Origin of the sequence: Paenibacillus pedocola (assembly GCF_031599675.1) — a bacterium.
Taxonomy (GTDB): domain Bacteria; phylum Bacillota; class Bacilli; order Paenibacillales; family Paenibacillaceae; genus Paenibacillus_AQ; species Paenibacillus_AQ pedocola.
The window spans coordinates 1,016,359-1,040,059 of sequence record NZ_CP134223.1 but is presented as its reverse complement, the minus strand read 5'-3'; the positions used below and the strand labels follow the sequence as shown (position 1 = coordinate 1,040,059).

The window sequence follows — 23,701 nt, the reverse complement described above, 5'->3', positions numbered from 1 at the left end:
GATATAACGTAATTTGAGAGATTGTAACCCAATCCATAAATTATTGTTACTTTTTCGGACTGTGATATAAGACATAGCAAGCCCTTCTCATTCAAAAAGGCAGAGTTTCCTAATAATTCGTCGAATGCTGTCACATCAACAAAAAAAGCGGTTAAAAGGCATCCTTTTTACACATTATAATTGTGACGAAATTAGCAACATTTGTGAATGTTTGAACAAATTTTGAACTTCCTTAAAATCAGCTTAAAGCCCGTTGCTACAGTGATCTTTGTCATACCTAACCGCACTTGTAACAAATTGATCACAGATATTTAACTTTATCGCCATTATTAAGGTCGATAATAGATATTATGTTAAAATATGTATTTTGCAATTAGGGTAAGTAATTCTTACTATAGATACAGGTTAAGCTTTGCCAGCCATCGAACGGCTAATGAAAAGAAGTATTGAAGGAAGGAGTTCTATATGAAAAAAAAGGGACCGTTATACGCTTTGTTTCTAAGCCTGCTCTTTATTCTGCCGGGATGCAGTTCGCTTTCCGTACTGAATCCGAAGGGGCCGGCTGCCCGAACTTTATCTGACACGATCATCCTCTCCATTCTGGTGATGGCCGGTGTCCTCGCAGTTGTCTACATCTTATATATCTTCGTCCTGGTGAAATACCGGGCAAAGAAGAGCAATGAAGGGTACATTCCTGAACATGAGGAGGGCAACAAGGTTCTTGAGGCTATCTGGATTATCATCCCGATCATCATCGTAGCCTTTCTGTCCGTTGTGACTGTTAAGTCCACTCATGCGGTCGAGAATGTCGCCTCTGAGTACAAGGATCAGGATCCGCTGGTCATTTATGCTTCGTCATCCAACTGGAAATGGCATTTCAGCTATCCTGAGGAAGGCATTGAAACAGTTAACTACGTCAACATTCCCGTTCACCGTGCGGTAGAATTCAGACTGTACTCCTTCGGGACAATCACGAGCTTCTGGGTTCCCCAGCTTGCCGGTCAAAAATACGCAATGAGCGATATGCTTACCGAGCTTAACCTCTCGGCCGATACTGTGGGCTCTTATATCGGAAAGAACTCGAACTTCAGCGGTAAGGGCTTTGCCCATATGGAATTCGAGACTCTGGTAATGACCGATAAAGATTACCAGGATTGGGTGAAGGAAGTTAAAGAAACTGCACCTGCGCTTACCGAAGAGGAATTCAAAGGTCTGCTTGCCGCCGAAGTACTTGGACGCAAAACCTACTCCTCTACGCATCTGACGTTCAGTCCTCCTCCGGGTGACCATAGCGAGCATATGAGCGGAAACGGCTCGGAAATGGATATGGAGAACGGCGGTACGGAACATGAGGACAACAAGGAAATCCATCCTTCTCCGGAACCATCCAGCCAGACAGAGTTTGACAGTGTGCCTAATCCGGAAGTCGATGAACCGCTGCCAAGTTCGCCTGTTGAAGAAACTACGAACTAATGATGCAATAGCAACAACCTGAAAGGAGCCACCCTAATGGATTTAGACAAATTTAAGGTTCACGGCGAACCCTTGATTTACGGAGCCATGGTCAGTATCGCACTCGCTACCATCGGGATTCTCGTCGGGTTGACCTATTTTAAGAAATGGGGATACCTGTGGCGTGAATGGCTTACTACCGTGGATCACAAGAAAATCGGGGTCATGTATATTCTCGCAGCACTTCTGATGCTGTTCCGAGGCGGCGTGGACGCGATGATGATGCGTCTGCAAACCGCAGCACCGGAAATGAAATTCCTCGATGCGCAGCATTATAACGAGGTATTTACCACCCACGGCCTGATTATGATCCTCTTCATGGCCATGCCTTTTATCATCGGTCTGATGAACGTAATCATTCCGCTGCAAATCGGCGCAAGAGACGTTGCTTTTCCGCGCCTCAACGCTGTCAGCTTCTGGCTGTTCTTCATGGGAGCCATGCTGCTTAACATTTCCTTCGTTATCGGGGGATCACCGGATGCAGGCTGGTCCGCGTACTTCCCGCTGGCGAGTCTGGAATTCAGCCCGACTGTTGGTAACAACTACTACTCCCTTGCACTACAGATTTCCGGTATCGGAACACTGATTACAGGGGTTAACTTCATTGTTACCATTCTCAAAATGCGCGCACCAGGCATGACGCTGATGAAAATGCCGATGTTCACCTGGTCCGTACTGATCACCAACGTCATTATCGTCTTCGCCTTCCCGGTGCTGACCGTAGCACTTGCCCTGATGATGTTTGACCGTCTGTTCGGCTCACAATTCTTCACGATGGCCAACGGCGGGATGGATATGCTCTGGGCTAACCTGTTCTGGGTTTGGGGACATCCGGAGGTTTACATTGTAATTTTGCCGGCATTCGGGATTTACAGTGAAATTATCGCCACCTTCTCCAAAAAGAACCTGTACGGCTATACCTCAATGGTATTCAGTATGGTCATCATCTCGCTTTTGTCCTTCCTGGTTTGGGCTCACCATTTCTACACCATGGGTCAAGGCGTTATGGTCAACAGCTTCTTCTCCATCACTACGATGGCGATTGCCGTACCAACCGGGGTCAAAATATTCAACTGGCTGTTCACCCTGCGTAAAGGGCGAATCACCTTCACGACACCGATGTTATACACCCTGGCCTTCATTCCGATCTTCACAATCGGCGGGGTAACCGGCGTTATGCTGGCGATGGCCAGTGCGGATTACCAGTATCACAATACCATGTTCCTGGTAGCCCATTTCCACTACGTTCTGATTCCAGGCGCAGTGTTTGCGGTTATCGCCGGGTTCCATTACTGGTTCCCGAAAGTATTCGGCTTCCGTCTTAATGAACGCCTGGGCAAACATGCTTTCTGGTGGATTATTATTTCCTTTAACGTGACCTTCTTCCCGCTCTTCTTCCTGGGACTGATGGGAATGACCCGCCGTATGTACACCTATTCAGAGGAGAGTGGCTTCGGTCCGCTGAATATGCTGTCCTTCGCCGGAGCAGTAGGTCTCGCAATCGGCTTTGTTATCCTGGTCTACAACATTTACTGGAGTACACGCTACATGCCAAGAGATACAACAAGCGATCCTTGGGATGGACGTACCCTGGAATGGGCTACACCAAGTCCGATTCCGGCTTACAACTTCGCAATAGTGCCAAACGTAAAAACCCGCGATGCCTTCTGGGCAGCCAAGCAGGATAATGTGCCGCTGTTCGAGGATAAAATCACTAAGATTCACTTGCCGAACAATACCGGGAAGCCGTTTATCCTGGGTGTCATCTTCTTCTTCCTGGGCTTCTTCCTCGTATTCAGCATGTGGATTCCAGCGATCGTTGCCGGAGTCGGCGTAATCATTATGCTGGCGGCAATGTCCTTTGACCGGGATCACGGCTTCTACGTACCGGCTGAAGAAGTTATTGCTACTGAAAAGAAATTGCGGGGTGAGACTGTATGAAAATAGATGCGTCCAAGCCGCTGGAATATTCAACAGAAGAGAACAGTAATAAAATCTTCGGCTTTTGGGTTTTTCTCGGGGCTGAAATACCGCTCTTCGCTACACTGTTTACCGTATACTTCGTAATGGTTAACCGCTTTGCCAACGGTCCAAGCGGCAAAGAGCTGTTTGAAATCGGCCCGGTGCTGATTGAAACCTTCCTGCTGCTTACAAGCTCGTTCACAATCGGCCTCGCCATTCATGCTATGCGGCACGGCTACAAGAAAGCAATGATGTTCTTTATGGGCATCACGCTCCTGATGGGTCTTGGCTTTATCGGCATTGAGATCGATGAATTCTTCACCTATGTCCATGAAGGCGCCACACTCCAGACCAGCGGTTTCCTGTCCAGTCTCTTCGTACTGCTCGGAACCCACGGTGCCCACGTCAGCTTCGGCTTCCTGTGGGGAGCAGGGATCATGATCCAGCTGTGGCGGCAGGGAATTACTCCGGCTACTGCCAATAAAGCCTTTATCTTCTCACTGTTCTGGCATTTCTTAGACGTTGTCTGGATCTTTATCTTCAGCTTTGTCTACCTGAAAGGACTGATGTGATATGATAAAGCAACTGTTTCCAATTCGCCATGTTATGGGTTATCTGGCCTCTCTGGTCCTTTCTGCCGCAGCGCTGATCGTGATCTATGGAGACCTCTCCCAAACGGCTAATATGACGGTTCTGCTCATCACTGCGCTTATCCAGGCATCCCTGCAGCTCTTTGTGTTCATGCACATCGGGGAATCGGCAGATACCAAAAAAGAACTTTATCTCAACATTGCTTATGCCTTGTTCGTAGGGCTGGTAACCATCTTCGGTACCCTCTTCATCTTCGTATGGGGCTGGTATTCCTAAGACAGGCATACGATCTTTCTTCCATTAAGCGGCCCGCTTCCGGTAATTTGACCGGAGCGGGCTGCTTTTTTGTGCTCTAGCGCAGTTTCCTTCATTTTCAACAAACATTCAGCCCATATTCAACCAACATTCAGCGCAGTCTCAGATCCCTTTCAGTTTAAGGTTCTACAATGTAGACATTCACAGCACAGAAATAGGGTTCTACATAGCAGTACCAATACCACTTGTAAAGGATGAGATTGAGAATGAGTAAAAAAAGCACGATAAAGGGTTTTGTCGTTGGAGCCGCAGTAACCGCCTCACTGGCTATGTCCATGTCCGCTTACGCCGACACGATTCAAAAACAGATCGCCGTTACCTATGATGATATTATCGTGAAGCTGAACGGCCAGGAAACCGCCCTTAAGGATGCTACGGGTGCAACGGTAGAGCCTTTCATCTATAACGGCACTGTCTATCTGCCGGCAAGAGCCATATCCGAAGCCGTCGGATTGAGCGCGAGCTATGACAAGACCACGAAAACGGTCAGCCTGACTTCCAGCGGTGAATCCGTGTCTACAGACGGTAAGACAGGCACTCCGCCTGAAGGAACACCTCCAACGGGTACAGGCAGCAGTACAGACAGCACGGTTGATGCCAGCAGCCTCGGCAGTGCAACCTATTTGCTAAGCGGCAGTACAGCAGCCAAAACAGGCGATACCATTTCCGCCACAGCGATGGGTGCCTCGGCCGTTAAAGTAACGGACAGCGGCAGCTTGACCCTAAACGGTGTGACCCTGAACAAGACGGGGAATACTTCCTCCGAGGACAACAGCAACTTTTACGGACTGAACGCAGCACTCCTGGCAACTGCAGGCAGCACCATTACGCTGAATGATTCCACGATTTCAACAGCAGCCACCGGTTCAAATGCCGTATTTGCAACGGGTGCAGGCTCCACGGTCAATGTATCCGGCGTAACGATCAACACCACTGCTGATTCTTCACGGGGACTGGATGCAACCTATTCCGGTACAGTTAATGCTACGAACACCAATATCACTACATCGGGCATACACTCTGCCAGCATCGCTACAGACCGCGGCAATGGAACAGTCAATGTTACCGGAGGCACCATGAATACAACCGGCACCGACTCCCCAGGGATTTACTCTACCGGCAACATTACAGTTACCAATGCTTTGCTCACCGCAACCGGATCAGAGGCAGCCGTAATTGAAGGCAAAAATTCCATCACCTTGAACAATACCAACCTGTCGGGAGCTAAAAAGAGCGGCGTAATGCTCTATCAGAGCCTCTCCGGTGATGCCGAGGTCGGTACCAGCACCTTCAATATGACTGGCGGCTCGCTTGCTGCTTATGCCGGACCATTGTTCTATGCTACCAATACCGAGGCTGTGATTAACTTGAAGAATGCAGGTTTAACCGCTGCCTCAGGAATCCTACTGAATGCAGCTGCAGATCAATGGGGCACCCCCGGCGCAAACGGCGCAAGCGTGACGCTGAATGCCAATGCCCAGCCGCTGACCGGTGATGTGACCGCTGACAGCATCAGCAGCGTTGCGGTAGTTCTATCGAACGGTAGCTCCCTGAGCGGTGCGATTGATAATGCGAATACGGCGAAGTTTGCTTCGCTCACACTGGATGCTAACAGCACCTGGAATGTCACTGGCGACTCCTACTTAAGTGCGCTGATCAGCAGCGTTACCGACTTCTCCAATATCAAGGATAACGGATACGACATTTATTATGATGCTTCCGCAAGCGCCAACAGCTGGCTTGGCGGCCAGACCTACTATCTGGCCAACGGCGGCCTGTTGACTCCGGCAGTTAACTAATCTTTGCTGCAACATAACAAACAAGACCCTGGAATCTAATCGTTCCAGGGTCTTGTTTTATTAGAGATATGTTAGAGCTTGAACCGCGCCATTTCTTTCTGCAAATCCTCTGCTAATGTCGCTAGGTACTGCGCCGAAGCCATCATTTCTTCCATCGCCGACAGCTGCTCCTCACTGGCAGCACTGGTATCCTGAACTTCTTCCACACCTTTACGGGAAATATCACTTACCTGCTCCATCGCCTCTGATACGGCCCGCGACTCTTGTGAGACTTGGCCGACCGCACCCCTGATTCCTTCTGTCTGCAAGGCGGCAGCCTTTATGGAAGCCTGAATTTTGGCAAATGCCTGGGAGACCACTCCGCTCTGCTCCACTCCAAGCGCTACAAGCTCAGAGCCAAGTTCCATGGACTCCACGGCACTGCCGGTCTGCTGCTGAATGTCGGTAATAATCTCTGTAATCTGCAGCGAGCTTCTGCCGGTTGCCTCGGCCAGCTTGCGGATCTCACCGGCAACCACGGCAAAACCAAGGCCATGCTCACCGGCTCTGGATGCTTCAATCGACGCATTCAGTGAGAGCAGATTGGTCTGGGCGGCAATTTCATTGATGGTAGTAATAATGGTGTTGATCTCTGCGGATAAACTGCCCAGATTGCGGACAATGGACTGAGTGGCGGATACACTGGCATTAATATCTTTCATTTGTCTGATAATTCTATCTACAGCCGCAGCACCATGATCCGTTGAAACTGCTGCACCGGCCATAAGGTCCGCCATTTCGTTACTGCTGCGCTCAACAGCGGCTATGTCCTCCGACATCGTCAGCACAGATAACGCCGTGCGGTCAATGCTGTTCACCTGGGTTTCGAAGCCTGCGGCTATCTCACTTGAGGTCTCAGCAATCAGCCGGGAAGCGCGTCCCGTCTGCTCGGCACTTGCACTCATTTCCTGGGAGGAAGCTGACAGCACCTCTGCGCTCTCTGAAACACCCTGCATCATTCGCTTCAAGCTATCGAGCATACTGTTGAATGAAGTATTGATCTGGCCGATTTCATCCTTAGACTGGTATGCTGCCGTTACAGTCAGATCTCCCTCTTCGGCACGCCGCATAAGCGCCTGCAGTTCTTTGAGCGGCTTCGTAATCAAGCGGGTGATGACGATGCTGATTACAATGCATAATACCCAGGCTGCGGTAATAAGTATGCTGCTTACCGTCGAGGAGGTCTGTGCATTCTTTAACGTGAGCTCATTATGCGTTTTGGCATCCGCCAGAAGCAGTGCTGACGCATCATCCAGAAGGCCCACCATCTTCGTCCGGGACCCGCTGAACGTACTGCCCGAGAAAACCTGATATCCCTCTTCATTGAGGTTCTTATTGGCAAGCTGAATAATATTATCGCGCTGTGCCCGGTAATCCTCAAGAAGAGACATATATTCATTAATTTTGTTGCTGACTTCAGTATCCTTAAAGTCGATGGATTTCAGCTGGTTCATCAGTTCATTATTCTGCTTAATCTTCTCCTGAATCCCGGCAGTGAGCCCCTGGCTCTTGTCCGCCTCTTTCGTAAGCAAATCTTCCAGCAGAAAGGACTCGATGGCCCGGTTATTGGCGCGTATCTCTGTAACCATATGAATAGGAACCAGATTCAGATTGTAAGTCTCTTGTGACCGGTCAGCTAATTTGTTAGTGAACAGAATACCATTCATCCCGATACCGATCACCATGATTACTGCAACAGCCGCAAGCACAGCCATTTTATATTTCACTTTTAGATCTCTCATCGTCCTTGTTCCCGCCTTTTCCCTACTTGCTGTATTCTATTTATCGGCGAAAAAGGTCGAAAAATGATACTTTATTGAAAAATTTGTCGAATAATCAATTTTAATTTTCGCCAATTCAACTTTACACAATGTAAACCCGCTATTCCTGCAGCAAGCCGTACTTTTTGCGGAAACGCTCCAGCACTTTGGTCCACCCTCCGGCAAGTATGGCAAGGAAAAAGACATTGGACAACGCATGCGCTAAATCAAAATAAAAGCTGGAGGCATATGCAGCGGCCACAAGTCCCCAGCTGAACGCGTCCGGAAGACTGATGATATACCAGATATTCATGATCCAGCCGAATAAGAACCCCCATACAAAGCCGAAGATCAGCATACCGCTGCGTTTCTTCATCCACCAGGCATTCCGCAGCCAGCCTGCACTAAGGCCAACCATCCCCCAGGCAAACATCTGCCAAGGTGTCCAGGGACCCTGCCCGAAATAAATATTAGAAACAAGCGCGGCCACAGCCCCGATGATGAAGCCTGCTTCTGCTCCAAATACATAGGCCGACATAATCACGATCGCCGACACAGGCTTCACACTGGGCAGCGCAGCGAACGGAATCCGGCTGACCGCTGCAATAGCCGACAGTACGGCGAGCAGCACCAGCTCCCTGGACTCCAGCGGCCGCCGTTCCAGGCGGATAAAAACCGGCAGCAGCGCAGCGAGAAGCAGCACAAGGCTGAGCAGCATATAATGACGGTCCTTCAATGCTGCCGTAAGCGCCAGGCCGGCGATGAAAAGGACTATGGCAATTATAAGCGGAATGCGGAAACGTGCCAAGCGGCCATCACATCCTCTATGGTCAATGCCCGCGGAAGGATATCCCGGACCATGCGGTTTACCGCCGTAGTATAGAAATAATTGCTGCTGAAAAACTCTGACGGCCTGCCCTCTGTGGTAATGCTCCCGTCAAACAAGAGTGCGCAACGGGACGCGTACCGTGCGGCAAACTCTACATCATGCGTCACTATCCCAATACTGATCCCCTGATCCAGCAGCTGCCCGAGCAAGCCCGCAAACCGGGACTTGGCAACAGGGTCCAGACCCTTGGTCGGCTCGTCCAGCAGCAGCACCGCCGGCTTCAGCAGCATGATCATCGCCAGCGCCAGCTTCTGCTGCTGGCCGCCGCTAAGATCATGCGGATGGCTCTCCAGCACCTGCTGAAGCTGAAATACCTCCAGCAGCCGGTCAATCTCCGGTTGTGCCGTTTCGTTATCTAAACCGGCAACAGAGGCCATATGCCTCAGCTCCTCTATAACGGTGTCAAAGCTGAAATACAGCAGCGGATTCTGGGCCAGGTATCCGGTAGTTACCCCTTTGGCGAGGTCTACCTTACCTCGTTGCGGCTTTGCCAGACCGCTCAGTACCTGCAGCAGGGTGGACTTGCCTGCACCGTTGCCGCCCAGGATAGCCAGCAGCTCGCCTTGATGCAGTGACAGGTTCAGCTTGCGCAGCACCTCCGGCCCATCCTTCTCATAGCGGAAGGTGACTTCCCTCGCGCCGAGCAGCGGTGCAGCCGGTACAGAGGAACGTTCTTGGCCTACTGCTGCGGTATGCTTCAGGGTACCAGCGGCAAGTGCCTCCTGTCCGTTGGCCGCATAGGCCTGCAGCCAGCGTTTGCCTTCGCGGACCGTCAGCGGAATGGTTTCCAGCGGCAGCTCCTCCTCCGGTGACAAGGCAAGGAACAGCCGTGATGCAGTCGGCAAGTAGGCCCGGCGCGCAGCCTGCCGCGCGTCTCCGGCTCCCCGCACGAACTCGCGGGGACTGCCCGAAGCCTGCAGCACACCGTCTTCCAGCAGCAGGACACGGTCTGCCAGCGGCAGGACCTCTTCCAGGCGGTGCTCACTGATAATGATGGTCATCGACATTTCCTCATTCAGCCTGTGCAGGGTCTGAATGAACTCGCGTGCCGCGACAGGATCCAGCTGCGAGGTCGGCTCATCCAGCAGCAGCAGCTTCGGTTGAAGCAGCAGCACGGAGGCCAGATTTAGCAGCTGCTTCTGGCCTCCGGAGAGCTCATGCACCGATTTGTACAGCAGCGGCTCCAGACCGAACAGCCCGGCCATCTCCGCCAGTCTGCTCCGCATGACAGAAGGCGGATAGCCCAGGTTCTCCATCGCGAAGGCCAGTTCATGCCAGACCGTGTCCATTACAATCTGCGCATCCGGGTTCTGAAAGACCATCCCGATATCCCCGGCAGCCTTATCCGCCGGCAGCTCCGCCAGCGGCTGCCCCTTATAACGGATCATACCGCTACCTGTGCCCACGGGGGTAAGCTCACGCTTCAGATGGCGCAGCAGCGTTGTTTTTCCGCCGCCCGACGGGCCCAGCAGCACAACGAACTCCCCTTCTTCTACTGTGAATGAGAGCTCATGGAGCGAGTCCCGGTCTTCTTCCGGATAACGGAAGGATAAACGCTCCGCCGTGATGATCTCCATAACCATTTCTCCTTTCCTTCCAAACCCAGGGGTGTCAGCACGAACAGGCAGAAGCTGATATACATCACCGCTTCGCCCCCGCCGAACTCCATAGGCTTCATACGCGGATAAATCTCCAAGATTCCGTATCCCTGGAGCCAGCAGAGCAGCGGAATTATACCGCTGACCGCAAGCAGCAGTAATACTCCTTTATCCAGCCGGTCCAGCTTAAAGATACTGTATGCACTGCGTTTGCGGATGCCATAGCCGCGTGCCTTCATCGAATCGCCGGTCTGGAGCGCTTCCTCCAGCGACCAGGTCAGCAGCACTTTCAGCAGCGTCATGCCGTCCTGCATTCTTTTGCGCAGGCTGCCTTGACCCGCATCTATGCCCCGGAGGCGCTGGATGAGGGTAATCTGCCGCAGCCTTCTTTGGAACAAGGGTACGAACCGGAGTGCCATCAGCGTCAGCAGGGCTGTTTTGGGCGCAGCCGCAGCGAATAAATACATAAATTTATCTGTCGTTACCGTGTAATTGTAAGAGATGAATACGATAAAAATCGTGAGCAGCACGAGCATCATCATCAGCCCGTACAGCACAGCCTCCAGCGTGACCGGCTGATCCCAAAAGTAGAATAGGATATGCGCTCCCCTGTGGGAAAACAAAGGGTTCAGCACAGCCACGGAACCGGCCATCAGCAGATAGAAGGGCAGCCCGCGCAGCAGCTGCCTTCCCTGTCCCTGCAGCAGCAGAAGGCCCGCGAGACCTGCAATCTCTGTTACGAGGAACAGCGGATGAAACAGCAGCGCGGCGAACAGCATCAGCCCGCCGTAATAGAGCAGCGCGACCGCCGGATGCATGGCGCGGAAGCCGCTGCTCATGGCGCTTTGGCTCCCAGGTCTTTGCCGAGATCCAGCGTATACAGCCACTCAATGGTATCGCCGGGGTTAACCGTATAGCTTCCCGCACCTTTATCCGGGAAAGCTCCATTAACCTTATACATCCAGCCGCTCTCCGCCCCATGGTCGAATTCATAGAGATTGTCTATGCCTTCAACATAGGCGAAAGCCTTGGCGCCCTGATATTCCATCTGGATTTTGGCTGCGCGGGTAATCCGCTTCAGCAGCTCCAGCGCACTCTCGCCTTCCTTGATTTCATAAGCGGCAGGCGCCAAAATCACACCATGCTCCTCATCTCCCGTAATGGAGATGACCGCTGTGGCGGCCTCTGCGGCAGGCTCAGCAGCTGCAGAAGCTGCTGCCGCGGCCTGCGGCGTGGCTGCCGGCCGCGCGGTCGCGGTGGCTGCCGGTGGCTTCACACCGGCAGAAGGGCTTGCCGCAGCGGGCTTCGCGCCCGCTGCGGCCGTGGCTGCGCCGGCGCCTGTCTCTGGCGGCGCCGAAGCCCGCGGGGCCGTTCCAGCGGCGGCAGGAACGGCGGTTGGCGCGGCGGCAACAGCCGCGCCTCCAGGAGCAGCCGTCTCCGCAGCGGGAGACGGCGAAGCGCTTGTGCCCGCCGGAGCAGACGGCGGGGCTGTGGCTTCCGGCTGCGGTTCCTGCACCGCAGCCGTTGCGACGGCATTGCCGCCGCCGTCAGGAACGGCGGCAGGCCGCTCCGCGGCGCAGCCTGCGAACAGCAGCGCCGCCAGCAGGATGAGCATCGGATATAACAACCTGTATATGGCTGATTTCGACATTAACGTTCACACCTCCGTAAAAAAGGGAAAGAACGAGGGCTTCCTGCTGCTCCCCCGTTCCATCCCTATCCAATATGTCTGTTATTATTCTATCTTAAAACGGGCTGTAAATCTGCCCTCTTACGTAATCTTTTATTATGGCAATCTTACCGCTACGACCGCGGCCATTTCCCGCGTTACCGTAGCCGCCGGATCAAAAGCTCCGTTAAAGCCGGTCATGTAGCCCTGTTCAGAGAGGGTACGTACAGCGGACAGCGCATAGCTGCTGATCCAGCTCTCATCCGTGAAGGCTACGGCCTGGACTGGAGCTGCAGCACTGGTCTCCAGCTTGAAGGCTCTGGAGATCATGACTGCCATATCCTGGCGGGTAATAGCTCCGTCCGGATTAAACACAGTATCGGTTACACCGCTGATAATGCCCAGCTCCTTGGCCTTCAGCACTGCTCCATAATACCATGCCCCCGGCTTCACATCATTGAACACCGGTGCCGAAGCGGCTGCGGACGGTGTCTGATTCAACAGTCTTAGCAGAAGGGCTGCGAATTCGGCGCGGGTAATCTGCTGCTTCGGCGCGAAGACCAGGCTGGTTTCACTGACGCCCTTCATCAATCCTTGATCATAGGCAGCATGAACGGAATCCAGCGCCCACGAAGAAATGCGGCTCTCGTCTGTGAATACGGTACTGCTGACAGCTGCCGGTGAAATACTGAATAATTTGCTGTCTCCCGTCAGGAAGCGGCTATAGGCAGTCAGGGCCAGCAGCGCCTGTTCGGTAGCCAGACTATTCTCCGGCTGGCCGGCGGCATGGGCATAACCACCGTCCGCTTGTCTGAATGAGGCCAGATGGCTGAGCAGTCCGCCCTTCGCTTGGATGAAGCGTGCATCTCCCGGACCGACACCCGCTGCACTTAGAGCAATAATCACCTGTGCGGTGCTCTCACTGTTCTCTACTCCGGACAGCTTATAGCCGCCGTTTTCCAGCTGCTGCTGCGACAGCCACGTGACCGCTTTATCTAGCGCAGTCTGTACTGCCGCCTGCTCAGTATGGGAGGAGAGTGCGGTTACTGCCATCGCTGTAAGATCCACATCATCGGTTCCGCCGGCAGTCAGCGGGAAGCCGCCATCCTTGCTTTGCAGTTCCAGAATGGACTGGATCAGCCGTTCTTTGGTCCACAGCGCACCTGCCGGAACACTGTAGGTGCCGCTGTCCAGGGCAATCAGGCCAAAAATCAAACCGTTGCTGCCCTGGCTGGCCATCTTGTCATTGTTATAAATTTTCTCAATCAGATTGTAGCCGCCAAAGCTCTGCGGATTGCCTCCGGCAGCGGCCACGGCCAGTACCAGGCGCTCATAATCCGTAACTTTGCGGAACTCGCCCTGGCTAGCGGCAAGCTGCTCTTTCAGCCCGCTCAGATAGCCGGCCGGTACGGTGTGGCCGGAACGGGCCAGGCCAAGCGCCTGCCAGTCACTGAGTTCTCCGGCGGCCATAACCATTTTAGCAGTAGCGGTAATATCGCTGTTCAGCTGGGCCTGCTTCGGCTCAAATTTGCTGCGGTCCACGACCGCATAAGTTGTAAAGTGGCTGACCTTACCGGTCATGATCCCCGTCTTGAGGTCAAGTGACGCAGGAACCGGTATCCAGTTGCCTGTGCTTTCATCCAGCCAGGCCAGGGCCAGATTGGCCGGATTAGCTGCGGTAACAGGAATCTTGATCAGTAAATCCGCTGTTTTCAGGAATTTCGTGCCGTCAGGCTTGAAATCATACATTCCCGATACCAGCTCAGGACGGGTTGCGCTGCTCTCCCGCACACTGATTTTCACCGTGCCGGACACGGCACCGGCAGGCAGCTGCAGCTGCACTTCACTGCCGCTGTCCTTTAAGGAAGCTGCTGCACCCGGATTCACATCCTGATTCAGGGAGACTATATTGGCTGCCAGCTGCTGCTTAAGCGCCGCTGCTTCTGCTGCAGTCATGACAGTACCCGATACAACTGTTGTCTGGCCTACCTGATTCAATGGGAGCGTGTTGTCTGCAGTAATATCAACGCCTGTAATTGTACCTGTACTGCCTGAACCGCTAACGGTACCCCCTAAGTCTCCATTCTTGACGGTATAACGCCAAGCCACTGTATCGCCATTGCTTAGCTTGTAACTTGCTGCACTGTAATTTGGAAACTCTCCATTTACGGAGTACATCCATCCGCTTTCCGGCCCGCGGTCTCCTTCACCCAGACCGTCGATGGACCGGATGTAGATGTCACTACCTGTACCGCTGCTGACCACCTTGCTTCCAAGCTGGCGGACCAGCAGGCTATAGGCGGTTTCCCCGTCATTCAGGATGACTGTGGTGCTGGACAGAATCGTTCCCTTCACACTGTCACCAATGACAGAAATCGTCGCCGAGGCCTGAACAGGCGCACTCACCATTAACGGCTGCGTGTAGCGGGCGATGTGAGGCGCCTGGCCTTCTACATACCCTGTCACTGCCAGCGTATAGGAACCGGCAGGCAGACCCTGCTTGAAGGACGCCACACCCTCCGCATCGGTTGTTACCGTCGTTTCACCAACACTGACCTGCACACCCGCTGCCTTGGTAGTTACCGGGTCTGAAGTATAGGTCGTGTTATTCCATACCCATTTCTTCTGTTCAACCGTAACGGTGAACGGCTCACCCGGCTTCGGCTGCGCAGGCGAAACGGCCAGCGAATTGACCACCTGCGTGTTAGCTCCGGTATAGTAGACAAGCACCTTGTCAGATGTCTGCAGTACAAAATCATTCAAGCCTACATCTGGATACATCCACGCCCCGCCGCGTGACACCGCGAAGCCCCAATAATCGTTAGGACTGTAAGCTCCATTCTCTATTCCGCCGATGCCCCATACAAAAATGCCATAGGAAGACTCTGTGCTTTGCAGCGGAATACCGCCGGAAGCAGCGAGCTGCTGCAGCGCATCAAATGCATTATAGGCATCAAGCGTGCCTTCGGCCAGTGGACCCTGCGGCCCTTCAATAGACAGATGGGCCGAAACATTGCCCGGAGCCACCTTCAGTGACTGGGTGTAGCGGGCAACTTTGGGAGCCGCACCTACGACATAACCGGTTACAGTGACTGTGTATACTTTGCTGGAGAGCCCTTTTTCCACAACAGCTTGACCTTGGCTGTCCGTAGTTAAGGTTGTACCGGCAAGAGTAACCTGTACACCTGCCGCAGGCGAAACCACCGGATCACTGGTATAAGTGGTATTGTTCCATACCCACTTTTTCTGCGTAACCTTAATTGTGAACGGCTCACCCGGCTTCGGCTGCAGCGGGGAAGTCTCGATCTTGTTGATTACCTGCGTATTTGTTCCGCCAAAGTAGATAAGCACCTTATCGGCTGCCTGCAGTTCAAAATCATCCATGCCTACACTTGGGTAGATCCATTCCCCGCTGCGTAAAACAACAAAATTCCAGTAGGCATCACGGGTTCCGTTCGCAATTCCGGCAATGCCGGAGACGTAGCTGCCATAGGCAGAATCCGTAATTTGCAGCGGAATATTCTGCGAAGCCGTCAGCTTCTTCAATGCCGCCAGCACGTTGGCTGCTTTCAGCGAACCCTCCGCAACTGTTCCATCGGGTCCTTCAACCGCCAGATAGGCGGATACATTTTTTGAGACTACCGTTATAGCCTGCGTGTATTTTGCAACTTTTGGCGCAGTCCCGGCCACATAACCGGTAACAGTCAGCGTATAATCGCCTGCCGCTACCCCTGCGGTGAATTCGGCCTTGCCGTCTTTATCCGTAACAGCCTTCTGATTCCCGATCGCGACCTCTACCCCGGCTGCCTTTGAGATTACCGGGCTGGACGTAAAGGTTGTGTTATCCCAGACCCATTTAATCTGATTAACCGTGACGGTAAAAGGCTCCTCTTCCCCAGGCTGCGCCTTGGATAAGGTAACGGATTCCACAAGCTGTGTATCGCTGCCCGCGTAATAAACGACTACCCGGTCCGAGTCCTTCAGCTTGAAGTCCTTCATCCCTACATCGGGATTCATCCACTGTCCGCCGCGGACCACCGCATACATCCAGCCGTCCCAGCCGCCGTAGGTTCCGGCGAATACATTGCCGATCCCCGTAACATAGCTGCCGGAAGGATTCTTAAGCGCCAGCCCGTTCTGGGCCGCCACTTTCTCCAGCGCTTCGAGCGCGTTCGCTGCATAAGCATTTCCCTGGCCCAATGTACCCTGTGGCCCTTCAATGACCAGCGGTACATACACCAGCGGGTTCTGCGCCGCAGGTTTTGTAAAATCGTACAGCTTGCCGTTACTGCCGCCGCTGAACAGTTTATAAGCGACCAGCGCCTGCAGTCCCTGCTCGGTTGCAAACGGGTTAATGCTGCCGCCACTGTTATGAATGAATCCGCCGGATGAGGTTTGGAAGCTCAGCAGTCTTCCGACCAGATCCGCTCCGTTTTTGGTAAACTGGGCGCCCGCAGGGTCAATCCCAAAAGAGGTCAGCCCGATGATGACCTGGGCGGCGCTTTCGCTGTTATCGCTATAGCCGCCTTTACTGTCCTGTGCTGACGAGAGCCAGGCTACCGCTTTTTGTCCGGCTGTCGCTACCGCCGGGTCGCTTTTGTATGCGGACAGGGCTGTTAAGGCCATCGCCGTTATATCCGGCTCGCTTGCACCTGAATTCAGGGCAAAGCCGCCGTCTGCATTTTGCTTGGATAGAATTTCGGTCAAGAGCGCCGCCTTGGTCCACTTGGCATCACCCGGAATGGTATAATTCCCGGAATCCAGTGCCAGCAGCGCATACACAGGATAGTTCAGCGTCTGGCCGCTGATCTTCTCATTGTTATAGATACGTTCGAGCAGATTGTAGCCTGCCGTTGAACCGTTACCGGCAAAATCCGCCGGATCAGCACCTACAGCCTTCACCGCCAGCACAATACGTGCATACTCAGTGACGCTTGCAAACCTGCCGCCGGCAGTCTGCACTTGCTGAGTCAGGGACTGGACATAGCTGTCCGGCACCCTGTAGCCAGCCTGGGCAAGTCCGATGGCTTGCCATTCAGACGTCACACCGCTGCCAAGAATATATTCGGCAGTCTTGTAAGTGGCTTCTGTCGCGCTAATTTGGCCCGCTGCCGCCGGAACTGCGGCTAGGCTAAGTAGATTGGCAGCAGAGTCCTCCGATGCATACACCGAATCTGTAACCGTATCCGTACCCAGAACAGCCGGGGAGGATCCGGCCGCGGCTGCCGCTTGCCCGGAAGGAACAATAGCAGCTCCTATAATCGAGATGACCAGCAATAAAGCCAGGCCTAGTCTTACGAACTTGGCGGGGAACTTCGTCTTCATCGTTAACCTCTTTTCATCAAAAATTTGGTATGGCCTTTAACAAAAAGAAACGGATTCGCCGTCTCAGCGAGCCCATGCTTCCAAAGCAGCAATACTGCGTATCGCTCTCAGGTGATCGTTTCCTCACAAAAAAACCGCCCTTAACAGGGCGGTCCGGGAAGCATACAAATTCAGGGCCGAGGCTAATAATGCTCCTAAAAGCCACCGTCCATCTGCATATGTTCCGCATTCTTACCCCACGAAGAATAGAAACGTTCGCGAAAAAGGCAGGTCTCCTGGCTTATGCTTCATCGCTTCTCCCGGCCTTCCCGTCCGTATTATCAGCTGGACAGTGGCTTCAAGCAGGAGTTGCTCCGCATCACAGTGGCGGGACCGCGCCGGACTTCCACCGGCCTTCCCTTTTAAGCGGTTCTATCAATGGAGATAGATCCGCACCTTTTTCAAAACCCTATGAAATTTTAATATTCATAATCATATCTAGTATTCCCCTGTATGTCTATAGAAAAGGTGCTTCAATACTCCTCCGGCTTGCCGTGAGTGCGATGACTGCAGACTGTATCTGGTTTTGCTCTATGTACAGTGTGCCTACGTTTCAGATTCTATGAGAATCACAAAAGGAATCCTATTAGTTGGAAAAACTACCGCTAATCCTGCGAAAACAGACTTATTAGGGGAACTAAGCGGAATTCCTCCACTATATTAGGCTGTTTCGAGCATAGACGGCAGAAAAGAAGATAATTAGCGGGATTATTTCCAACTAGTTGTGGATGTCCCCCTTTTCAGCAGGTGTTAGCGGGAGGAAATCCAACTAATTGGCAGAAAAAAATCCTGAACGCACCTGCCCTATTATTTGCGGCAACATGTGCTGTTCAGGATGTAGTTCTGCGTAACTTTACTTACTCTTGTTACTCGGTGCGCCGCAGTGTCTGCTGACTCCGTAACGTTAGTAATGCCGGTTCCGTAAATACGTTGGCTCCGTAACTTACGTTAGTTCAATTAGTACCGTTAGTAGCATTAGCATTTTCCGAAGTGTTAGTGTCGTTAGCAGTATTAGCTCTACCGTCGGCATTAACGCCAGTCTCAGCATTAGCATCAGCATCAGGCGTTGCCTCAGCGGCATCGGACGGCTGAACGGTCGGTGACGGAACAGGTGCGGTGTCCGGGGCAGACTGGACAATCAGCTTGTAGTCACCGGCGACAATCATGCTGCCCGGGGCCAGCTCAGCCCCCGGTTCCAGGTCAACCGTGACCTGGTAAGCCGCTGCGCCGGCCTGACCCGTTGACGGCGGGGACGAGACGCCCTGGTCCCCGCTGTCTGTTCCGGCGCTGGCGTTATCCGCTGCGCCGCCATCCGTTCCGGCGCTAACGTTACCCGCCGCGCCGCCATCCGTTCCGGCGCTGGCGTAATCCGCCGCGCCGCCATCCGTTCCGGCGCTGGCGTTACCCGCCGCGCCGCCATCCGTTCCGGCGCTGGCGTTACCCGCTGCGCCGCCATCCGTTCCGGCGGCTGCATCGCTCGCCGCCGCTGACGCGCCGCCGTCAGCAGCGGCGGCGTCCGGCTCCGGCGAAGGCGAAGGCACGAGGCAAGTGCCTGCCGTCGCCGTGACCTTGTACGTGTCCGTTACGTCCCCGCCGGACATAACCCCAATCTCCGCCGGTTTGAAGGCGGAGCACTCCGCCGCATCGGCGAAGGTGAACACCAGCCGGCTGCCCGCCGCTGCCCCGCTGCCGCTGAGTGTTACAGTGACAGGCGGCTGGCTGCCGCCTGCTCCGGCACTACTCTCCGGCAGCGCATTGTCTGCAGGGTCCGGCCGCAGCAGGCTGATGGCGATGATTACCGCAATCACCGTGATCCCCAGCACGAAGCCGGTGATCAGGAGTTGAAATCGGCTGCGGCTGATCCACCGCGCCAGCGGCGAAGCCAGCTTGGCGCGGGCATCATTATAGACATTTTGCAGCGCCGGTCCTGCGGAGGCGGCATAGGTTTTGCGGAATTCCCGGTTCTTGAACGCTTCGCGGTCACTGTTCTGGAAATATTTCAGAATCGCTCTGCGGTACCCCGGCCACAGCTTCTTATTCGAAACGGTGAACAACCGGCTGCCCTGTGACCAGGCGAAAAAGCGGTACACCGCCTCTTTATCCCCGCCCGCCTTGCGTGCGACCAGCTCCAGCAGCGCATCATAATCCAGCGGTCCGCCCTCGCGTTCACTGCTGTGATAGAAGGCCAGCGGCAGCCGGTCAAACGGCTCTACACTGCGAGCCTCCTTCAGCCAGCGGCGCCCGAGCAGCTGCACGTCATCCAGCTCTCTTGGGGCCAGCCCGGCAAAGATGTCCTCATCCGGATTCTCCTCACCGAACCAGCGGTAGGCGGCCCGGAGCGCATTGGCCTTGCGCTTATTGATGGCATCCAGCGGCGGCTGCCACTCTCCCGTATCCCGGTAGCGCAGGAACGAAATATCCAGCAGCTGTTCCTGTGTCAGCTCCTCGAGCGACACCCGGTTCAGCAGGGAACGGTCGGCGGCAGCCGCCAGCTCCTGGAGTAGCGACAGTGCCTCGGGGTAGAGGCCGCTGCCTCTGCGCCGTTCTTTTTCCGCCTTCTCGACAAATTCATGAATTGCCGCTACAGCCCCAACCGGATTATCGTCATGCTGCAGCTTCTCCAGCAGATATTCCTTGGCACCGTCACGGACAAAAGCCTGCTGAAGCATCTCCGGCAGAAACCGGCCCCAGTGGGCGGCAAAGCGCAGCACATCCGCCGGTTTCACCGCTGCAGCCAGCCTCGATTCCATGTAGGGCTCCAATAATGCTTTGCGGAACACAGCCTGTCCCAGCACTTTCTGGAAGAAAGCCTCACTCAGCTCATCATTGCTCTCGATAATGCTATACGCCGCTGCCAGCACATCCTCCCGGCCTGCAGTCGTACAATTGTACATGCCGTTAATGAAGTAATCGACGATCTTCCCCCGGTAATGATGGCCCTGCAGCGCAAAATACTCCTTAAACTGCTCCATAATCTCCGGCTGGGGAATGCCTCTTTGACGGATCACATCATATTCGCGGTCGAACCGCTCCAGGAACATATCGTTCAGCCGAACCCGCGACGCAAGGGCGCCCTCCGGCTTCAGATAGGACAGCAATCCTGCCAGCACCGCGTGTTTGTTCCCGGTATACAGCGGCTCATTGCCCTGCTCAATCTCATAAAATACCGCCAGCTCATTGTATAGAGCAAGCTGAAGCTTGCGTTCCACCCCTTCGCCCAGCAGCAGCGCATCGGCAAAACGGGCAAAGTCCTCAAGGCTCCCCTTTTGGCTCAGCGTCTTCCAGGCCAGTTCGGCAAAAGGCTGCGGCGTCCCGCCGAAATCAGCATTCATAATCCGGCCGGAGACCAGATCAAACACGTAATCCTTCTCGATATTCCGGTCCCCCGGGCGCAGCGAGCCCTTCTCCACAAAAGTCAGGTGAATAAACTTCCGGTTCTGCGGCTCACTTGCATACGTAATCACGCCCAGCCTGCGGCGGAAATCATACGGGAGCACACTGAAGATGACTTCCGTCAGTTCGGCAGCACGCCGCGAGAGCTCAGTGACCGGCACGTCCAGGGCGATGTATATTTTTTTCTTCCCTGCCACCGAGAGCATGACCGCCTGCAGCAGCGCCTTGAATGGCTCTTCACCAAACCCAAGCGACCGCAGTACCGCCAGCGGCTCCGTCCGCCCTTCACGAGGAGTTACAGGAATGTCCTCCAGTTCCGGCAGCGTTCCCCCGGGTTCTCCTTCATAGCTTCCGGCAAAGTCCGCATGCAGCCAATCTCCATAATGCTCCACAATCTCCTCCGAGCGAATCGGGGGAACGATAAAGTTATGGGCAAAAAAAGCGCTGCGCTGCCCGGTAAAATCAGCCGCAAGATAGCGGCTTTGCCCGATGACCGTCTCGTTCGCTTCCGTATGGAACAGATGCAGCGCAGCCGGATACATGTCCTCATTCTTTTCGCCGCGTGCCGTGAGCTCCGCCGGAGCATCATAGAGGCAGAAGGGATGCAGCATTTTTTTGACAAAATTATTGTCGAGACTCTCTGACTTGGCTATTGTATCGAAGCCCTCGGTTGCCCGGTAAACCCCGCGCCGTTCACGGGTATACATCTGCTGGGTAATCCTGGACCCTGAAAATCTGTTCACGGCCCGTCGCTCCCCTCAATATAGTTCAGCTTGTGCAGCAGCCAGATAAACGGCTCGTCCACACGAATCGGGCTGACCACACCCTCAATTCTCTGGTTCACCGGATTGCTGCCCAGGGCAGAAACGGCGAAATAACCGGTATTCGCAAAATACACATCCATCGTATCCTTAAACGGACGGTCCACCTTCTCGATAAAACGGCGGATCTCTCCGTCAATGTTGTGGAATTCATCCAGATTCAGCGTCTTGCGGTGCACGTAGTTGTTGAACACATTGCTGTTGGATTTAATGTAGTCGCCATCCTCATCCTTAAGCGAATGCAGCATGTCGCTTTTGGCCAGGACAACCGCCGTCGGAATATCCGTTTTGCTCTTCTCCTGATAGGCGATGAAATCGCCGAACATCGTCAGCACCACATCGCGCGGCTCGTCATACTGCGAGACCCATTCACCGGGTCGGTCCCCGTAATTAATGCGGATCTTCTCGCGGATGGAGCGGATCTGCAGCGGATCGACCATGAACAGGATTCCTGCGGAGTTCTTGATATGCTGGCCGTGCAGCCCCAGATAGTCCTGATCGACCATACCTTCACCGGCCACATCGAAGAACACGAGCGTCAGCGGCGGCTTGCTCTCATCCTTGAACACAAACTGGAAAATAAACGGCTCCTGCATCTTTTCCTTCTGGGTCGAGGCCAGCAGATCGCCGCGTTCGAACAGCGGTTCTTCGTACAGCGTGCGGAACTTGCGGCTGATCTCGGCATTCAGCGGCATGCAGGCCGCGTCAAAATGCCCGGCCGTCGTATGCTGCAGCGTATGGATCAGCGAGGTCATGTAGACCGACTTCCCGACCTGGGAAGCACCGATAATCGAAATGATATTGCTCGGCACCTTGCCCGCGGTTACAGGCAGTTCATTATGGCAGGCCGGGCAGAGCCGTCTGCGCGTCAGCACCCCGTAACGGTCGGTAATACCGGTCAGCACATGGTCGGTGTAATGGTGATATTCTTCCGGGATATCCGCCGGATTCAGAATCGCTTCCATATCATCCACCGTATCGAGGCCGAAGCGCTCACGGTATTTGTTCAGCGCATCATCTTCGCCCAGCGCATAATTCTCATCGTCTTCACGGCTGTGCATCGCCCGGAAGACCACATCCTCCGGCTGAAACTTCGTGAAGCAGTAAGGGCACACAATATCATAAAAAAGCGGCCGCGGCTGCGGCTGGTTTTTCTTCATAAAGCGGCTGAAAAAAGACATCTCTCATCCTCCTTAAAGTTTTGTGAGCGTAACCTCCATTGAAATGCTCCGGACAAAACTCGCTACGGAAGCATAAACTTAAGTTTTGATAGCTCAACCGGGTCGCTTAAATGCGCTCACCAGGAGCCTTCTGCCCCGGCCTACTCCGGCGCCAGCTCATAATACAGTCCGTACTTGCGGCCGTCAGTGAAAAAGATCCGTACAAAGTCCTCTTTGCCGATCTCAATCGGCGGGAGCGTATTCCGTCCGGCAGCAAAATCCTGCACGAAATGGAAGAGGATCCCGTCCTCCCTGGAGGCCGGATTGCCGCCTCTTTTTTTGACGTAGCAGAGTACATCCTTCGGCACCGGCGTTTCCGCGGTAATCGTCATATGTACTGTTTTTTGTTTGCCGAATAACGCTTTTTTCTGGACTATGGAGTAATAAATCCTTGCCTTGCCAGCGCTGACAGTTGTTTGATTAGCACCGTCCCGCTGGCGCACCAGCACAATCTCCCCGTTGCCTTCATGCCGGGCATATATGGTATAGACAATCAGGCCGATGTCATCCATCCGGTCCCGGTATCCGTTGTTAGCCTTATACTCCTCGCGGGTGTACAGCTTCATGCCGGAAGGCGGAAACTCTCCGTGACCCGGCATTTCTGCTGATGCCTTATGGATATAGACCGCCTGTACGCCGTCCGGCCAGCGCCATCTAAGCGTACAGAACCGGTCCTCCACCCGGGCAGTCACATCGGTAATTGCCGGTGCGGAGGCATTTTCTTCGGCGTACGTCATGTCTGTAATCTCCCTTCACATTCTAAACTCCG

14 protein-coding genes and 1 riboswitch are annotated in these 23,701 nt (G+C 54.0%); of the genes, 5 read left to right on the top strand and 9 right to left on the bottom strand.

What is annotated here, in order from left to right; all coding sequences use genetic code 11:
* Window positions 1–465 precede the first annotated feature (465 nt).
* The 5 genes from qoxA to QU597_RS04440 all read left to right on the top strand — a co-directional run bounded on the left by qoxA (window position 466) and on the right by QU597_RS04440 (window position 6,179).
* Window positions 466–1,473 (top strand): cytochrome aa3 quinol oxidase subunit II, encoded by a 1,008-nt coding sequence (qoxA, locus tag QU597_RS04460; protein WP_310831554.1) that lies wholly within the window; start codon window positions 466–468, stop codon window positions 1,471–1,473.
* A 36-nt stretch (window positions 1,474–1,509) separates the two neighbouring features.
* Window positions 1,510–3,453 (top strand): cytochrome aa3 quinol oxidase subunit I, encoded by a 1,944-nt coding sequence (gene qoxB, locus QU597_RS04455; protein WP_310831553.1) that lies wholly within the window; start codon window positions 1,510–1,512, stop codon window positions 3,451–3,453.
* Complete coding sequence (gene qoxC, locus QU597_RS04450) at window positions 3,450–4,046, top strand: cytochrome aa3 quinol oxidase subunit III (protein WP_310831552.1); 597 nt, start codon at window positions 3,450–3,452, stop codon at window positions 4,044–4,046. Before qoxB ends, qoxC begins: the two co-directional genes overlap by 4 nt.
* Window position 4,047: 1 nt before the next feature.
* Window positions 4,048–4,341, top strand: a complete 294-nt coding sequence (gene qoxD, locus QU597_RS04445) for a cytochrome aa3 quinol oxidase subunit IV (protein ID WP_054938939.1) — start codon at window positions 4,048–4,050, stop codon at window positions 4,339–4,341.
* Between the two features lie 245 nt (window positions 4,342–4,586).
* Window positions 4,587–6,179, top strand: coding sequence for a stalk domain-containing protein (locus tag QU597_RS04440; protein WP_310831551.1), 1,593 nt, complete (start codon window positions 4,587–4,589; stop codon window positions 6,177–6,179).
* 71 nt (window positions 6,180–6,250) lie between these two features.
* Here QU597_RS04440 and QU597_RS04435 read toward each other — a convergent pair whose 3' ends face one another.
* From QU597_RS04435 to QU597_RS04395, 9 genes are all read right to left on the bottom strand, one after another.
* A complete protein-coding gene (locus tag QU597_RS04435) occupies window positions 6,251–7,960 on the bottom strand; it encodes a methyl-accepting chemotaxis protein (RefSeq protein WP_310831550.1) in 1,710 nt (569 codons plus the stop codon).
* Between the two features lie 139 nt (window positions 7,961–8,099).
* Complete coding sequence (locus QU597_RS04430) at window positions 8,100–8,786, bottom strand: ECF transporter S component (RefSeq protein WP_310831549.1); 687 nt, start codon at window positions 8,784–8,786, stop codon at window positions 8,100–8,102.
* The gene (locus QU597_RS04425; RefSeq protein WP_310831548.1) at window positions 8,759–10,444 is read right to left on the bottom strand and encodes an ABC transporter ATP-binding protein; all 1,686 of its coding nucleotides are present in this window, start codon (window positions 10,442–10,444) and stop codon (window positions 8,759–8,761) included. The genes QU597_RS04430 and QU597_RS04425 overlap by 28 nt, the downstream gene beginning before the upstream one ends.
* Window positions 10,360–11,304 carry an energy-coupling factor transporter transmembrane component T gene (locus tag QU597_RS04420; RefSeq protein WP_310831547.1) on the bottom strand — a complete coding sequence of 315 codons (945 nt, stop codon included), beginning with the start codon at window positions 11,302–11,304 and terminating at the stop codon, window positions 10,360–10,362. Before QU597_RS04420 ends, QU597_RS04425 begins: the two co-directional genes overlap by 85 nt.
* The gene (locus QU597_RS04415; protein ID WP_310831546.1) at window positions 11,301–12,116 is read right to left on the bottom strand and encodes a DUF4430 domain-containing protein; all 816 of its coding nucleotides are present in this window, start codon (window positions 12,114–12,116) and stop codon (window positions 11,301–11,303) included. Before QU597_RS04415 ends, QU597_RS04420 begins: the two co-directional genes overlap by 4 nt.
* Before the next feature lie 135 nt (window positions 12,117–12,251).
* Window positions 12,252–17,459, bottom strand: a complete 5,208-nt coding sequence (locus tag QU597_RS04410) for an S-layer homology domain-containing protein (RefSeq protein ID WP_310831545.1) — start codon at window positions 17,457–17,459, stop codon at window positions 12,252–12,254.
* Between the two features lie 248 nt (window positions 17,460–17,707).
* Window positions 17,708–17,913: riboswitch (cobalamin riboswitch) on the bottom strand.
* Between the two features lie 538 nt (window positions 17,914–18,451).
* On the bottom strand, window positions 18,452–21,634 hold the full coding sequence (locus QU597_RS04405) for a GAP1-N2 domain-containing protein (RefSeq protein WP_310831544.1): 3,183 nt from the start codon (window positions 21,632–21,634) through the stop codon (window positions 18,452–18,454).
* The gene (locus tag QU597_RS04400; protein WP_236335952.1) at window positions 21,631–22,893 is read right to left on the bottom strand and encodes a hypothetical protein; all 1,263 of its coding nucleotides are present in this window, start codon (window positions 22,891–22,893) and stop codon (window positions 21,631–21,633) included. Before QU597_RS04400 ends, QU597_RS04405 begins: the two co-directional genes overlap by 4 nt.
* Window positions 22,894–23,033: 140 nt before the next feature.
* Window positions 23,034–23,669: a beta-mannanase gene (locus tag QU597_RS04395; RefSeq protein WP_310831543.1), complete on the bottom strand. Its 636-nt coding sequence runs from the start codon at window positions 23,667–23,669 to the stop codon at window positions 23,034–23,036.
* Window positions 23,670–23,701 lie beyond the last annotated feature (32 nt).